Below are 15,656 nucleotides of genomic sequence, written 5' to 3'. Positions count from 1 at the left end.
GGCGTTCGACGCTGGTTCAACGACCGATCACATCACGCAGGCAATTCTTCCGGCTGCTTCGCCGCGAGCTTCGCGCGCAACGCCCTGGCGGCCCGCACCATATTTGCGAGCGCGGCTTCCGTTTCCGGCCAGCCGCGCGTCTTCAACCCGCAATCGGGATTGACCCACAGGCGCTCGGCCGGAATCACTTCGCATGCACGTTCCAGCAGACGTTGCATCGCGTCCGCACCCGGCACGCGCGGCGAGTGGATGTCGTAGACACCCGGGCCGATTTCGTTCGGATACGAGAAGGCGCCGAAGCCGTCGAGCAGTTCCATCGCCGAGCGCGAGGTCTCGATGGTGATCACGTCGGCGTCCATTGCGGCGATCGAGGGCAGAATGTCGTTGAACTCCGAATAGCACATGTGCGTATGAATCTGCGTCTGATCGGCGACGCCCGCCGCCGAAATGCGGAACACACGCGTGGCCCAGTCCAGATAAGCGGCCCAGTCGGCACGACGCAGCGGCAAGCCTTCGCGAAAAGCCGGTTCGTCGATCTGGATGATGCGAATGCCGGCCTTTTCCAGATCCACGACCTCGTCGCGGATCGCGAGCGCGAGTTGCAGCGCGGTGGTCGAGCGTGGCTGGTCGTCGCGCACGAACGACCATTGCAGCATCGTCACAGGGCCGGTCAGCATGCCTTTCATCAGACGCTGCGTGAGTGATTGCGCGTAACGGGTGGTCTCGACCGTCATCGGTTCGGGACGGTAGACGTCGCCGTAGATGATCGGCGGCTTCACGCAGCGCGAGCCATAGCTCTGCACCCAACCGTTTTCCGTGAACGCATACCCCCACAACTGTTCGCCGAAATATTCGACCATGTCGTTGCGCTCGGCTTCGCCGTGCACCAGCACGTCGAGGCCCAGTTCTTCCTGTTTGCGCACGGCGATCTCGATCTCGGCGCGCATGCGCTGCAGATAGTCGAGCGCGCGCAGTTCGCCGCGTTTGTAGGCGGCACGGGCCTGGCGGATCGTCGGCGTTTGCGGGAACGAGCCGATCGTGGTGGTCGGCAGGAGCGGCAGGCCGAGCGCTTCGCGCTGCACGCGGTTGCGTTCGGCAAACGGGCTTTGCCGTTGCGCCATCGCGCTGCTCACCGCGGCCACGCGTTTTTGCACGAGTGCGTTGACCACCGCGCTGGAGTGGCGGCGTGCTTCGAGCGCGCGGTCTGCGGCGGCAAGCATTGCTTCGGCCGCGGCAGGATCGCGCAAGGCGAGGGCGAGCGTGGCGACTTCAGCGAGTTTTTCGGTGGCGAAGGCGAGCCACGATTTCAGATCGGCGTCGAGTTTTTTCTCTGCGTCGAGCGAAACCGGCACATGCAGCAGCGAGCACGATGGCGCGATCCACAAGCGTTCGCCGATTTCCGCATGCAGGCTTTGCAACGATTCGACGATCTCGCCGAGATCCGCGCGCCAGATATTGCGGCCGTCGATCACGCCGGCCGACAGCACCGCATGCGCGGGCAATGCCGCACGCCACGCGTCGAGCTGTTGCGGGGCGCGCACCAGGTCCAGATGCACGCCGCCAATAGGCAGCGCGGCCACGCGCGGCGCGTGTTCCGCAGCGCTTTCGAAGTACGTGGCGAGCAGCAGCTTCACGCCCGACGCGCCGAGCACGTCATACGCGGCGGAAAACGCTTCGAGCCATTGTGCGGGCAGATCGACGCACAGCGCCGGCTCGTCGATCTGCACCCACTCGATACCGAGCTGCTTGAGCTTGTCCAGCAGGCGGCTGTAGCGGATCACGAGCTTCGGCAGCAACGACAAACGGTCGAAGCCGCCGACATGGCTCTTGGACAGCCACAGGTAAGTGATCGGCCCGATCAGCACCGGCTTGACCGGCAGATTCAGCGCGAGCGCTTCGTCGATCTCCTCGAACAGCCATTCGACGCCGCCGTCGAAGCGCGTCTGCGGCCCGAGTTCGGGGACGAGGTAGTGGTAGTTCGTATCGAACCATTTGGTCATTTCCATTGCCGGTTGCGCGGCGTTGCCACGCGCTAGCTCGTAGTACTGGGCGAGCGACAGCGCCTTCGGCTCGAAGCCGAAGCGCTGCGGCAAGGCGCCGAGCAACGAGCTCATGGTGAGCATCTGGTCGTAGTAGGCAAAATCGCCGACGGTGACGAAATCGAGTCCGGCGTCCCGCTGCAATTGCCAATGACGGGCGCGCAATTCGCGCGCGACGCCGCGCAGATGCTGGTCGTCGGATTCGCCGCGCCAGAACGATTCCTGCGCGAATTTCAGTTCGCGTTGTGCGCCGATGCGAGGAAAACCGGGAATGTGCGTGCGGGCCATGTGAAGTCCTGTTGTGCGTTGTATGAATTGGCGTCCAGTGTGAAAGTCGCGCTATGATTCATCAAGCGACATGTTTTCACCAATGTATGAGCCAAATTCATATCCACACTGATTCGTTCTACGCGGAGCCAGTCCATGCTTGAGCTTCGCCACCTGCGTTCGCTGATCGCCATTGCCGATTCTGGCAAGCTGGTGGCAGCCGCCGAGCGTGTCCATCTGAGCCAGTCCGCGCTGTCTCATCAGATTCGCGATATCGAGACGCATTACGAGGTGTCGCTCTTCGAGCGCACCAAGCAGGGTCTGCGTTTTACCGCCGCCGGCGAGCGGCTGCTGGCGCTCGGCCGCGAGACCATCGCGGCGGTGAGCGCGGCGGAACGCGATCTCGTGCGCCTGAAGGGCGACACGCGCGGCGAGTTGCGCATCGTGCTGGAATGCCACACCTGCTTCGACTGGCTGATGCCGGTGATGGACGAATTCCGCCGGCGTTGGCCGGAAGTCGAAGTGGATCTCGTCGCCGGTTTTCATGCGGACCCGCTGCGTCTGCTGAGCGACGGCAAAGCCGACGTGGTGATCGGCTCGAAACCGGCCACGCGGCGCAGCCTGCATATCGCGCCGCTGTTCCGCTTCGAGATTCTGGTGGTGATGGCCAACGAGCACCGGCTACGCAACAAGCGTCGCGTGGTGGCGGACGACCTGCGCGACGAAACGCTGATTACCTATCCGGTGCCCGAGGCGCGCATCGACCTGATCCGTGAAGTGCTGGAGCCGGCCGGCATCAAACTCGAACGGCGCACGGCGGAACTGACTATCGCCGTCATGCAACTGGTGGCGAGCCGCCGCGGCATCGCGGCGCTGCCGAACTGGGGCGTGAAGAACTACGTCGACCACGATTACGTGCTGGCCAAACGGGTCGGCGCGCAGGGGCTGTGGAGCGAGTTGTACGCGGTGGCCGCGAAAGGCTTCGCGAACCGGCCTTATTTCGATGATTTCGTCAGAATCGTGCGCGATACCTGCGCGGCGCAACTCGATGGTATCGAGTTGCTGACGGTGGAGGGGCAGGCGGGCTGATGGGTGCCGCCGTGTCCAGCGCAGCGTCATGAGCCCGATCCGAACGCACATGCATGTCAGTCCTCCAGCGGCGAGAACGCCTCGAGCGGCACCTTCTTTTCCGTCCCGATGCTGATGGCGGGCACGAATGCGAGCAGCACGACCACGAAGATCCCGATCACGAAGATCGAGAGAAAGGTCAGGTGCAGCGACTGATGCAGCACCATGCGGATCATCTCGCTGTTGCCGAGACTGGCGGCCTGATTTTGCAGCAGCGCTTTCAACTGATCCGACGTGACCACGGCGACTCCTTTCGCGTGGCTCAATCCGAAGTTGAGCACCGCGCCGAACAGCGTCGCGCCCAACGTACTGCCGAGATTGCGCGAGAACAGATTCGACGCGGTGGCGCTGCCGCGTTCTTCCATTCTGACGATCTCCTGAATCAGCACCAGCGAACTGACGCTCGAGGTGCCCATGCCGAAGCCCATGATGAGCGAGGCGAACGCGGCAACGAGCGGCGAGCCGCCGGGCGACAGAAACAGCAGCAATACCGCCCCGAGCGGAATGGACGCGCTGCCGCCGATCAGAATGCGCCGCAAGCCGAGGCGCTGAAACGACTTTGCCGCGAACGTGGCGCCGGCGGGCCAGCCCACCATCATCATCGTCAGCGCGAGGCCGGCGATCACCGGCGAGCGATGCAGCACGCCCTGCACGTACATCGGCAGAAACGTGGTGGCGCCCATCAGGATCATGCCGGACAGCAAGGTTGCGCCGTTGCAGGCGGCAATCGGCCGGCGGCTCCACAGCGCGAAGGAGATCATCGGCTCGGCCGCGCGGCGTTCCTGCCACACGAACAGCAGCACGCACAGCACGAAGACGCCGCCCGCCAGCGCGGCGCGCGACACCATGTCGTCGCCGGCGTAGGTCAGCGCCATCATGAGCGCGGCGATCGCCGCCATGAACAGCGCCGCGCCGCCGAAGTCGATCGACGGGCGCGCATGCCGTTCCGATTCGCGCAGGAACGCGATGAAGCCCGCCGCGGAGGCGAGGCCGATCGGCACGTTCATCCAGAAGATCCATGCCCACGACATGTTGTGAATGATGAAGCCGCCCACCATCGGACCCACCACCGCCGAAATGGCCCAGACGCTCGCGAGGTAGCCCTGCACCTTGCCGCGTTCGCGCGCGGGATAGAGGTCGGCGACGATGGTCAGCGTGACCGGCTGGATCGCCCCCGCGCCGACGCCCTGAATCAGGCGGAACGCGATCATGGCCGGCATCGACCAGGCGAAGCCGGCCAGCACCGAACCGATCAGAAAGATCGCGATGCCGGCCAGTACGACCGGCTTGCGGCCGTACAGATCGGCGAGTTTGCCGAACACCACGGTCATCGCCGTCTGCGTGAGCAGGAACGACGAGAAGACCCAGCTATACAGATGCAGATCGCCGAGTTGCGCGACGATCTGCGGCATGGCGGTGGAAACGATGGTGGCTTCGATGGCGACCATCGCCATGGACGCCATGACGGCGGCAATGACGAGTGCACGCGACGATTGAGGGTTGCGGGACATGGGCCGGAAGTTAGTATTAGGATGTTAGACACGTCGGGTAGCGTGGCCATGAATCGGCCACACAGGTTGGCACACGCCGCGACGCTTCAGCGCGGCCGCACGAGGACGGCAGGTGTCGAGTATGCACCCTGGCGGGAATATGCGCTTGAGCCTGGCGGCCCGGTAATACCACGCCGCCTTGGCACAGCGTTTGCGCGATTGATGGTTTCTTTCGACACATGGAGGGTCATTATGAGGATCGAATTCACCGGACGCCGCGAAGTGGTGGCAGCGGCGCGCGTCGCCTTCGAAGCCAATGTCGACGGGGCAGACGTCTGGTGCAGCGTGTCGCTGGATGCGCTGAACGACCATTTCGGCAACGATGGTCCGTCGGCCCACAACCTCGTCAATACTTTCGAGGCGAATCGCGCGCGGATTGAAAACGCTACACGGCGCGTGCTGGAGAAAAACGGCGGACAGTCCGTGGAACTCGAAACCGGCGACTTCAACTGAGGCCTTGCCGGCCAGGTGTCTGATTGACGGCGAGTCCGGCGCACACGCCGGGCTCGCCAGCCAGATTGGCGGTGGCTGTCTGGTCTCTGATCCTCCTCGCCACGGTTCCGCCAGCCGCGCACGGCTGTTGTTACCTTGCAACCCTTTCATTGCGCGCAACCCCAAACTGCGCCCGTCTTGACCGTTCAAATACCCGTCCGGGCGCGGCGCGTCTCGATTGCTGCGTTTAGATGACGGATTCTTAGAGATTTCGTAAAGGTCTGCTCCAGAGCGTGAACGTTCGTTTTGACCGCCCGCGTTTCTATACTCGCGTCGCTGTTCAACATGACATTCCAGCTACGCAGGAGCATTGACGTGAAAAAGATTTCCGCCGCAGTCGCGGCATTCGTAGGCCTCGCCGCCACCGCGGCGCATGCGCAAAGTTCGGTTACGCTGTATGGCCTCATCGACGCCGGCGTGATGTACACCAATAACGTGAAGAAGAGCGGCTCGCAAGGCGCGCTGGTGCAGGCGACGAGCGGCAATATCAACGGCAGCCGCTTTGGCTTGCGCGGCGCCGAGGATCTCGGCGGCGGCCTGCAGGCAATCTTCGTGCTCGAAAACGGCTACAACGTGCAGAACGGCAAGCTCGGCCAGAACGGCCGCATGTTTGGTCGTCAGGCGTATGTCGGCCTGAGCAACAAGGAGTACGGCGCGGTCACGCTCGGCCGGCAGTACGACTCGCTGGTCGACTTCGTCGCGCCGCTCTCGGGCACGGCGGGCACCTTCGGCGATACCGGTTTCGCCCACCCGTTCGACAACGACAATCTGAACCACTCGGTGCGGATGAGCAATGCCGTGAAGTACATGAGCGCCAACTATGCCGGCCTGAAGTTCGGCGGCCTGTACGCGTTTTCGAACAACACCGATTTCGCGATCAATCGTGCCTACAGCGCGGGCGTGAGTTATGCCAATGGCCCGTTCAAGGCGGCCGCGGGTTACTTGCAGATCAATGGTTCGAACTCGACCACCAACACGGGTGGCGCGGTCGATCTCGGCGAGTCCACGGCCAACGGCACGGGCGGCTTCCGGCTCGGCGCCGATGTGCAGCGTACGGCCGGCGCCGCGTTGAGCTACGGCTTTGGCCCGGTGACGGCCGGCTTTGTCTACACGCATAGCCAGTTCCAGAACACGGCGTCGTTCGGCGCGACGCACGGCTCGATGCGCTTCGACAACTACGAAGTGAACGGCAAGTACGCCGTCACCCCGGCGGTGACGCTCGGTGCGGCTTACACCTACACGGACGCGCACGTGGGCGGCACGTCGACCTACGGCTCCGATCCGAAATGGAATCAGGTGAACCTGCAGGCCGTCTATGCGCTGTCGACGCGCACCGACGTGTACGCCGAAGCGATGTACCAGCACGTCAGCGGCACGGGCTACACCGCGTTCATCAACACGGCCGGCGGCGCGTCTTCGACGGGCAACCAGGTCGTGGGCACCGTGGGCCTGCGCGCACGCTTCTGAGCGTGACGATCGTCCGGCCGCGTACCGCGTGATATCGCTCGATATCGCGTGCCGCGCGGCCGGCGATTTCTCCAGATTCAACAACAATCCCTTCGGTGGGCGGCCGTTATTCTACGAGGATACGGCTCCTATATTGAATTCAGCGCTTGCGCGGAGAGTGATTCGAAGCGCCGCTCATCATCAATTATCGGAGGTAGTTTCATCATGAAGTCCCTGATCAAGGCCGTCGTTATCGTTGCCTCGCTGGCCGCTTCGGCCACGGTTTTTGCCCAATCGAATTCCGGCCTCACACGCGCACAGGTGCGCGCCGAACTGGTTCAGCTCGAACAGGTCGGCTATCACGTCGGCGACGGCGACGAAGCCCATTACCCCGACGCGATTCAGGCCGCGGAAGCCCGCGTCGCCGCGCGTAGTGGTGGCAACAGCGGTTACGGCGGCAGCGTGGCGGGTGCGTCGCAAAGCGGCCGTCCGGCGGTATCCGCAACCGACTGGAACGCCATGTACAGCCGTTGATGCGACCGGCTCGCTCCGATCGTGCAGTGAGGCGCAACGAGGTTCGATGTCACGGGCTGCGTTGCGCTGATGCGTTGTGCGGGTGTGTGACGATGCGCACGAGTCCGCCCGCCGATAGACGCATGAGCGCAACGCTGCGCGCGCCGGGTAGGGTTGGAAAGGACTCTTCCAGCGTGGCGTATATATCCGCTTCGGCGGCGCCGGTAAAGTAGTCATGCACGCACGGTTCCCGGTGTGCGAGCGAGAGAGTTTGCCCCGGCTGGAGACAGCTGGGGCTTTTTTATTTGGCGAGGCGGATGAAGGCAGGATGGCGGCGGCACATCGTTGCCGTTCGTGCATGGGTGGTCGACCAGTACCCGGCTGCGGTATAGTCGCGCGAATAGGCCGCCTGCAGTGATCTCGCCGCTCGTCGAGGGCACTGCAGGCTTATTCTTCGATCTTGGAGAACACCGTGCAGGAAATCATCGAGGGTTTGATCCGCTTTCAACGCGAAGTCTTTCCGCAGCAGAGCGCCTTGTTCAAACGTCTGTCGGCGGCGCAAAGTCCCAGCGTGCTTTTCGTGACGTGCTCGGACAGCCGCGTCGTACCGGAACTGCTCACGCAGACCGAGCCCGGATCGCTTTTTGTGATCCGCAATGCGGGCAACATCGTGCCGTCTTATGGTCCGGAGCCGGGCGGCGTTTCGGCCACCGTCGAGTACGCGGTGGCCGTGCTTGGCGTTCGCGATATCGTGATTTGCGGCCACTCCAATTGCGGCGCGATGACGGCGATCTCCACCTGCACGAATCTGGACCATCTGCCGGCCGTGGCGAGCTGGCTGCGTCACGCGGATGCGGCCAAAGCCATCAACGCATCGCGCACCTATCATTCGGATGCGGAGTGCCTGGAGGCGTTGGTCAAAGACAACGTGATCGCACAGCTCGCGAACATTCGTACGCATCCTTCGGTGGCCGTCGGACTCGCGAACAAGAAGCTGAATCTGCACGGGTGGATCTTCGATATCAAAAGCGGTGTGATGCTCGCGCTCGACGGGCGCACCGGCGAGTTCTTGCCGCTGGTGGACAACCCGGACATCTACGCCGTGTAACTTGAAGTTTGAACCTGTGAGGCGCACGATGAGGCGTTGCCCGTGCGCCACCAGGCTTTCACGATTCAGACCCATTCGGATGGTGCCGCGGCATTGCGCGTGACATAGGAGGCGAGCCATGTGCGAGCGTCATCTGTCTTCTCCTGCGCGGCGGAACTTGCTGCTGGCCGGTGCGTCTTCGCTCACGTTGGCAGGCTTGTCGCGACGCGATGCGAGGGCGGCGCAGCCGGCCGTCGGCAATGCACCGAATTCGATTCCACCTGCGCAGGCGCTCGACCGGCTCATGCAGGGCAACGCCCGCTACGCCGCGAATACCTCTTCAAACAAGGACTATTCCGCTGGCCGCGCGGCACGCGTCTCGGCGCAATATCCGATTGCCGCTATCGTCGGATGCGCGGACTCGCGTGTCGCGCCGGAGCTGGCTTTCGATCAGGGCCCGGGAGATCTGTTCGTGGTGCGCGTAGCGGGCAACTTCGTCAACGACGATATTCTCGCGAGCCTCGAGTACGGCGTCGAATTCCTCGGCGTGCCGCTCATCATGGTGCTTGGACACACGCAGTGTGGCGCGGTGGGCGCCACGGTCAAGGTGCTTCAGGAGGGCGCCCGACTGCCCGGCCACCTTCCGGAACTGGTCCGCGCAATCAGGCCGGCCGTGCGGATCGCGCAGGCGGAGCACGGCGCCGATCTCGTTGCGCAAACCACGATCGAGAACGTGAGGTTGAACACCAACCGGCTGACTGTGTCCAAACCGCTCATCGGGCCGTATGTGAAGAGCGGGAAGGTCAAGGTGGTCGGCGGCATTTACGATCTGGCAACAGGCAAGATCGCGCTGGTCTGACGCGCCGCGGTCCGCATCTTGCTGTCACTGCTCGCTCCGCTTGGCGATTTGCCTTCGTCTGGTTAGCCAATTGCGGCGCCAGATATTCCAAAGCCCGACGGGAAAGCCCGGCAAGAGTGCCAGGCGGCCTTGCCATGTTTTGCCTCTACTTTCAGGGAGTGCCATGTCGACTGATTCCGCGCGTATCGATAGTTACCTGTTCGAACCCGTCAAGCTGGGACCGCTGCAATTGCCCAATCGCATCGTGATGGCGCCGCTCACGCGCAGTCGCGCGAAAGAGGGCGATGTGCCGAGCGAACTCGCCCTCGAGTACTACGCGCAACGCGCGTCGGCGGGGCTGATCATTGCGGAGGCGACGCAGATTTCGCCGCAAGGCAAAGGCTATGTGTTCACGCCCGGCATCTATACCGACGCCCAGGTGCAGGCATGGAAGCGCATTACCGACGCGGTGCATGAGAAAGGCGGGCATATCTTCCTGCAACTGTGGCACGTGGGCCGCGTTTCGCATCCGTCCTTGCAGCCGGGCAACGCGTTGCCGGTAGCGCCCTCGGCGATCAAGCCGGAAGGCCAGGCTTATACCGACGAAGGCTTCGTGCCGCTCGTCACCCCTCGTGCGCTCGAAACGTCGGAAATAGCGGGCATCGTCGAGCAATATCGGGTCGCTGCGCAAAACGCGAAGGCCGCCGGTTTCGACGGCGTGGAAATTCACGCGGCAAACGGCTACCTGCTCGACCAGTTCCTGCGCGACAAGACCAACCGGCGTACTGACCAATACGGCGGCTCAATCGCAAATCGAGCGCGTTTCCTGCTCGAAGTGGCCGATGCAGTGACGGGCGTGTGGGGCGGCGAGCGGGTGGGCGTGCGGATTTCACCGCTCAGCAGTTTCGGCGATATTGCCGACAGCAATCCCGAGCCGCTTTTCAAACATGTCGTGCAGCATCTCAATGCGCGCAAGCTGGTGTATCTGCACGTGATCGAGGGCGACACCGGTGGCTCGCGCGAAGTGCCCGGCGGCTTCGATCTGCAGGTTCTGCGCGAGGCGTTCGACGGCCTCTTCATGGCCAACAACGGCTACGACATGGAACTCGCGCAACGAACGCTCAAGGCGAAGCGGGCGGACCTGATCGCCTTCGGGCGGCCGTTCATCTCCAATCCGGACCTGGTGGCCCGTCTCAAGAGCGGCGCACCGTTGAACGAGCCCGATCAAGGCACGCTGTATGGCGGCGGCGCCGAAGGGTATATCGACTACCCGACGATCGAGCAGGAGGCGCAGCGCTGAGTGGATGAGCCGCGCTCGCCCTGCGCTCCCCCTGCGCTCCCCGTTAGCCGGCGAAGCAGCGAAACGCGAGGCTGATGCGCGGGCCGGTCACGTCCGCGAGCTTGGGAATACCATGCTCATGTGTGAATTGCGACGCATAGCTCATGACGAGGCAACTGCCGGGCTCCAGTTCGATATGTACGATCCGGCCGGAACCTGCCTTCGGGCGGATCGTCATGCGGCGGCTCGCGCCTAGCGAGACGATGGCGATCGGCTGGGCGGCCACGAGCTTGTCTGTCTTGTCGCTATGAAGCGCGACGCTGTCGCTGCCGTCGCGATAGAGGTTGAGTCCGACGCGATTGAACGGCGCACCCACGAGCGCGCGAACGGCCTCGAAGGCTTCGCCCAGCGGCGCGGGCAGATCACCGGCTTCGCGCGCGAAGGTGGCGAGCAGGCGGGGTACGGCGACTTCGCGGTCGTACATCATGCGCTGCTGGCTGAGCCAGCCGATGTTCTCCAGTGCCTCGTGGAACCACTGCTGCGCCGTGGCGGCGGGAATCGACTCGGGCAAATAGCGAATTCCGCCTTCCTCGTCATGAACGAGGGAGACAGGCGCGGGCGCGAACAGGGCTTGCTGGGACACCATGGTTCCGGGATTGGCGGGCAACCACCGCACGATCAGGAAGAGACGGGCGGTCAGGGCAAGTCATTATACTGTGTTTTTATACAGTATTTTGGTCTGCCTCGGCCGCCCGGCTGAAACATGGCGGACTGCACCCGTTTTGCTGTCTTCAGCGCGCCAACCGGACACGCCGCTGCGCTGCACCGGCCGACCGGCGGTGTTTCATCCGCTGCCCGCCGGCTGACTCAGGACCTCTTTCAGTTCGACGTCACGAGCGAATCGGACGGCACGATCCGCAGTGCGCCAGGATTGCTCGCCGCCGGATTCGACCACAGCAGATGCATGCTCGCCGCTCCCGTGCCGTGCACGTACTCGACCTTGATCGACGCGCGCTGCTTCGCGGCGAGCCAGGTCTTGCCGCTCACGGTCGATTGCGTCGCGGTCTTCTTGTCGATGATCTTCACGCCGTTGATCCACAGGCGCGCCACGTTGTCGCTGTCGATCGAGAATGTGTAGAGCCCGTCCTGCGCCGCCTGGATTGCCCCGGTCCAACGCACCCCGTAGTTCGTGGCATTGATGCCCGCGGAAGCGTCAGGCGAATCGGTGCCGCGCTCGGTGTTCAGGTCGAAGTCGATCAATGGCGTGATCGAGGTTTTGACGGGCGCGCTCGCGAAGGTCGGGTCGTTGTAGTAGCCGACCTGCAGCACCGGCAGCTTCACGTTGAAACCACCTGTCAACGCCTGAGTCTCCGAGGTCTGCCACGGATGGCCGTCCGGATAGATCGTTCCCTGGAAGGGCGTCGCCGGTTCGACCGTGGCGGGCGCGCCCGGCACCTGGCCCCAGTGGAAGCGCGTGTTGGTGCGGCCGATCATCAACTCCCACACGATAAAGCCCGTGCTGCCGCCGTAGTTCGAGATGATGCCGGGCATGGTTTGACCGGTGGTGCCAGCAAAGCCCCGTTGCAGCGTTTCGGAATTCAAGGCGCTGACATTGCTGCCGTTCACCGGACCCGTGTACGGGTTGCCGTACGGATGGAACGCGTAGAAGTCGGAGAAGTACGTGCCTTCGTCCTCCTGGACCTGTGGTGCGTTGATCGGCTGAGTAGCGCCTGCGTTCAGGATGGCGATGCGCGCGTCGTTCATCAGCACCGCGCGCGTTTCCTGCAATGCACCATTGCCGCTGCAACCCGGCTCGTTCATCGTTTCCCAGAAGATGATGCGTGGGTCATTGCGATGCGGCGCGACGAAGTCGGTGATGTAGCTCGCCAGACTCGCCTTGTACGTGATGGCGGAGTTGGCCGCCATCGGCTGGAAATACGCCTGTTCCACCGGCGTGCCGGGCGACTGAACCCATTGGCTGTTGTGCACGCCCCAGACCGGCGCCGGTTGCGGGCCGTATTGCGGCGTGGGGTTCCAGCAGTCGTCGTAGAAGATCGGCGAGACCTTGATGCCGTGGCGCGCGGCGATTTTCAGCAGATTCTCGAACTTGCTCAGGAACGCCACACGATCGTTCGCCCACACGAGATAGTGCAGGTAGACCGCAATCGTGTTCATGCCGTAGGTCTGCGCGTACGTCAATTCGCGGTTGACGATCTCCGGATCGTAGTTCTGCCAGAAGTCGATGGCGTTCACCGCATTGGACGGCGTGTAGACCGCGCCGACCACCTTGGAGAAGTCGTAGCTCGGCGACTTCACGCTCGGGTACGTGCGGATCGTCATGTTGCTGAACGTCGCGCCGACGCCGAAACGTCGCAGCCCGAAGCTGCCCGACTGGAACACGGCGGGCAGGGCGTTGGTGGCGTCGTTCACGCTGATCACGCGCTGCTGGTCGAGGTCGACGGTGATGGCCGTGCCGCTCGTCGTGACCTTCAGATGGTGCGTGCTGCCGCCCACGATCGTACTGAGCGGATACGCGATGAAGTTGGTCCAGTTGTTGTTCTGACGGCCAACCACCAACGAATGTGTGCCCGTGTCGAGGCCGATGTAGTAGCCGGTCAGGCTGTCGGGACCGCCGGCTGTCGGATTCGTGGTGCGCACGATAAAGCCCGCGTTCGCGGCGCCGCTGCCGACCGGCGCGCTGACCGTCACGTCCGCTTCGTAAGACGCGGTGGCATAGGTGCTGGCGAGCGCCACTGTTTTGTCGCCCGCGCCAGTGCCGTTGGTGGGCGGCGCGGGGATGGTGATGGTGGAGTTGTTGGCGCCGGGGCCCCAGCCTTGCGTCGATCCCGGTGCGAGGTAGTTCGTGAAGTCGCCGAACGAGAGCGTGGTGGTCGAAACCGGCGCGGGCGGCGCCGGCGGCGTGTAGGGCGGAAGGTTGAGCGTGGGGTCGGCGATCACGAGCGGCGGGGTCGTTGTCTTCATGCCGACCGGAATGGCCTTCGCGGCCCTGAATTCGCTTTCGACGTTGGCCGTGTCGGGCAGCGCCGCGGCCGAAGCGCCCGACGCGGCTGAGGCCGCGGTGGCCGCTGTGGCATCGATCGCCGTTGCCTGCTTGTCCGCCGAGGCCGTCGCGTTCGGCGAACCGTCATTGCCACCGCAAGCGCCCAGCATGGCGAGCGCCGCAAGCACAAGGTAATTGCGCACCTGTATCTCCTGAAGTCCCCGCTTAATTGATGGTCATAATTATTATTAAATCTCAATAGGGCCAACAGCAGAGAAGTTGTTGGCCTCGTCGTCGCCTACCTCTGCTGAAATCGATATGAATAATATTATTAATGACGCCGACCTGTATCAGTACTTCCCCCGGATTGTTCGGCGGCGAAGATCGCGCTAAGCGAAGTCGGGAAGGGGGCTGGATATGCGGATCGGGTCAATGTCATGCTCGGCGTCGATGCTGCGCCGGGCCGCAGGCATAATCCGTTTTCTAACGACGCGGGCCGCGCAGCCGGCACGCTCGCCGTACAAACACGCGAGCACGGGACCGGCGGCCGGGTTCGGCTATATGGAGGTAGGGCGAGACGGTCGGCACGAAGCCGATGTTCGACATCACGCGGATTATCGGCAGCTCGATTGACGACGCGACGCGCGGCACGCAGGGAGAGGGGCCGCGCATATAGCGGGTCTTTCGCTAGGCGTCTGCAAACGCCACGATTCCAGATCGTTTCGCAGTTCCAACAATCCTCGGAAGAAAGCCGGGCGAACAGGCTTTTTCGGCCAGCAAGACAGGCGTCATCAGACAATTCGACGTCCGAAGCATATAAATGGAAAATGAACGCATCCAGTTCGCGCGCGCTTTCGTAGGTGCCTCATTCGGCCGGACCTTGCGGCCGCGATTCGCGGTCGTCTCGGCGGCACTGCGCGCTCGATCGCCGCTTACCCTCTGATGATTTCGGGCGCATTTGCAAAACTCGCAACCGCGCACGCTCCACGACTGGAAAGGGGGCATCTCATGCATAGCGAACCCAGGAAGATCGTTCTTACAGGGCTCGTCGTCAGCGCTGTTGCAATCGCGGCATATGTCTCGCATGCGGCCAAACCGTGGCTGTCGACGGACGAATTCGACACGGCGCGCAATGATGCGCCAGTTCATCAAACGCGCGGCGACACCACCAGCGGCGCCGTGATATCCGGACCGGCTGCCGCTCGCAGCGATGCAAAGAGCACGACGGGCACGACGGGCACCACCGCCACGAGCCTGCAGGCGGCGCGCGACAGTCTGCAACGCAACGATCTTGCCGGCGCGCAGGCGCAACTGGACGCGGCTCGTTCCGCACATCAGGACGATGCTCAGGTGCGCGCACTGCAAAGAGAAGTGCAGGCGCGTGCGGATAATGTGCAGCACGCATTGACGGTAGACCGTGTCGAGAAGACGCTGCAACCTGCATCGAAGGCGGCACGAACGTCGTCGTCATCGATAAGACACGGCCGGTCGCGCGATAGCCGAGTTGCCTCCCGCGAAGCAACCCATGACGCGTCGAATCATGTCAGGAGTCAGGCGGCGCTGGACAAACTGGTGGCGAGCCTCGACAGCCGTAGCGCGCCGAACTCGAGGACGATGGTCAACGGTGGACCGCCTGCAGTCGGTCAACCGACGACTTCCGCTGCGGCGCTGAATGCGCCGCCGAGCGCGATCAGCGCGCCCGTTGCCGCGCCGGCACTATCTATCCAACCAGCGCCGCAAGCGCCGCTGGAGGTACCCACAGCACCCGCGCGCCCGCAAGCCGAACTGACGGCGCAAACCACGGTGCTGTCAGCGCCGGTGCTCCAGTCCACGCCCGCGGGCAACGCAGTGCTGAAAACAGACGGCGGCCCGAAAACGCGTGCACAGGTGCGCGCGGAGATCGAGCGTGCCCGTGAGAACGGCAGCCTTCCCGCGTTCGGCAATCCCGATCCCGCGGGGCCAGGTGGCGCGCCGAGCATCACCGGCGCGCCACGTCCCTAAGGCCAGGGAGACGGA

At 63.6% G+C, this 15,656-nt stretch carries 13 protein-coding genes; 8 read left to right on the top strand and 5 right to left on the bottom strand.

Translation table 11 applies throughout. The annotated features are described in order from the left end of the window. Positions 1-32 precede the first annotated feature (32 nt). The gene (metE, locus tag AC57B1_RS21570) at positions 33-2,327 is read right to left on the bottom strand and encodes a 5-methyltetrahydropteroyltriglutamate--homocysteine S-methyltransferase (protein WP_496418599.1); all 2,295 of its coding nucleotides are present in this window, start codon (positions 2,325-2,327) and stop codon (positions 33-35) included. 135 nt (positions 2,328-2,462) lie between these two features. Here metE and AC57B1_RS21565 point away from each other — a divergent pair, with 135 nt between their 5' ends. Further along, a complete protein-coding gene (locus tag AC57B1_RS21565) occupies positions 2,463-3,395 on the top strand; it encodes a LysR family transcriptional regulator (RefSeq protein ID WP_496418598.1) in 933 nt (310 codons plus the stop codon). 56 nt (positions 3,396-3,451) lie between these two features. Here AC57B1_RS21565 and AC57B1_RS21560 read toward each other — a convergent pair whose 3' ends face one another. Next, on the bottom strand, positions 3,452-4,945 hold the full coding sequence (locus tag AC57B1_RS21560) for an MDR family MFS transporter (protein WP_408346082.1): 1,494 nt from the start codon (positions 4,943-4,945) through the stop codon (positions 3,452-3,454). Between the two features lie 231 nt (positions 4,946-5,176). Here AC57B1_RS21560 and AC57B1_RS21555 point away from each other — a divergent pair, with 231 nt between their 5' ends. From AC57B1_RS21555 to AC57B1_RS21545, 3 genes are all read left to right on the top strand, one after another. Further along, the gene (locus tag AC57B1_RS21555) at positions 5,177-5,437 is read left to right on the top strand and encodes a DUF1488 family protein (protein WP_091808185.1); all 261 of its coding nucleotides are present in this window, start codon (positions 5,177-5,179) and stop codon (positions 5,435-5,437) included. Positions 5,438-5,791: 354 nt separating this feature from the next. Continuing rightward, positions 5,792-6,943 (top strand): porin, encoded by a 1,152-nt coding sequence (locus AC57B1_RS21550; RefSeq protein ID WP_408346079.1) that lies wholly within the window; start codon positions 5,792-5,794, stop codon positions 6,941-6,943. A 204-nt stretch (positions 6,944-7,147) separates the two neighbouring features. After that, positions 7,148-7,456, top strand: coding sequence for a DUF4148 domain-containing protein (locus tag AC57B1_RS21545; protein WP_408346076.1), 309 nt, complete (start codon positions 7,148-7,150; stop codon positions 7,454-7,456). A 49-nt stretch (positions 7,457-7,505) separates the two neighbouring features. On the opposite strand, the gene AC57B1_RS21540 is transcribed toward AC57B1_RS21545, so the two are convergent. Next, positions 7,506-7,676: a hypothetical protein gene (locus tag AC57B1_RS21540; RefSeq protein ID WP_177205168.1), complete on the bottom strand. Its 171-nt coding sequence runs from the start codon at positions 7,674-7,676 to the stop codon at positions 7,506-7,508. Between the two features lie 231 nt (positions 7,677-7,907). On the opposite strand from AC57B1_RS21540, the gene AC57B1_RS21535 reads away from it, so the two are divergent. The 3 genes from AC57B1_RS21535 (at position 7,908) to AC57B1_RS21525 (ending at position 10,660) form a co-directional block, all read left to right on the top strand. Next, entirely contained in the window at positions 7,908-8,543 is a 636-nt protein-coding gene (locus AC57B1_RS21535; protein WP_091808191.1) for a carbonic anhydrase, read from the top strand. A gap of 118 nt (positions 8,544-8,661) precedes the next feature. Then, positions 8,662-9,381: a carbonic anhydrase gene (locus tag AC57B1_RS21530; RefSeq protein WP_496418597.1), complete on the top strand. Its 720-nt coding sequence runs from the start codon at positions 8,662-8,664 to the stop codon at positions 9,379-9,381. A 163-nt stretch (positions 9,382-9,544) separates the two neighbouring features. Then, the gene (locus AC57B1_RS21525) at positions 9,545-10,660 is read left to right on the top strand and encodes an alkene reductase (protein ID WP_496418596.1); all 1,116 of its coding nucleotides are present in this window, start codon (positions 9,545-9,547) and stop codon (positions 10,658-10,660) included. A gap of 43 nt (positions 10,661-10,703) precedes the next feature. Here the strand turns inward: AC57B1_RS21525 and AC57B1_RS21520 are convergent, their stop codons facing one another. Further along, a complete protein-coding gene (locus AC57B1_RS21520; protein ID WP_408346067.1) occupies positions 10,704-11,285 on the bottom strand; it encodes an alpha-ketoglutarate-dependent dioxygenase AlkB family protein in 582 nt (193 codons plus the stop codon). 233 nt (positions 11,286-11,518) lie between these two features. Then, on the bottom strand, positions 11,519-13,843 hold the full coding sequence (locus tag AC57B1_RS21515) for a PA14 domain-containing protein (RefSeq protein WP_496418595.1): 2,325 nt from the start codon (positions 13,841-13,843) through the stop codon (positions 11,519-11,521). 805 nt (positions 13,844-14,648) lie between these two features. Here AC57B1_RS21515 and AC57B1_RS21510 point away from each other — a divergent pair. Next, positions 14,649-15,641 (top strand): DUF4148 domain-containing protein, encoded by a 993-nt coding sequence (locus AC57B1_RS21510; RefSeq protein ID WP_496418594.1) that lies wholly within the window; start codon positions 14,649-14,651, stop codon positions 15,639-15,641. Positions 15,642-15,656: the final 15 nt, after the last annotated feature.

Source organism: Paraburkholderia sp. BGA-UO-ETr-F21 (assembly GCF_059567925.1).
This window is presented reverse-complemented; position numbering and strand designations above follow the sequence as displayed.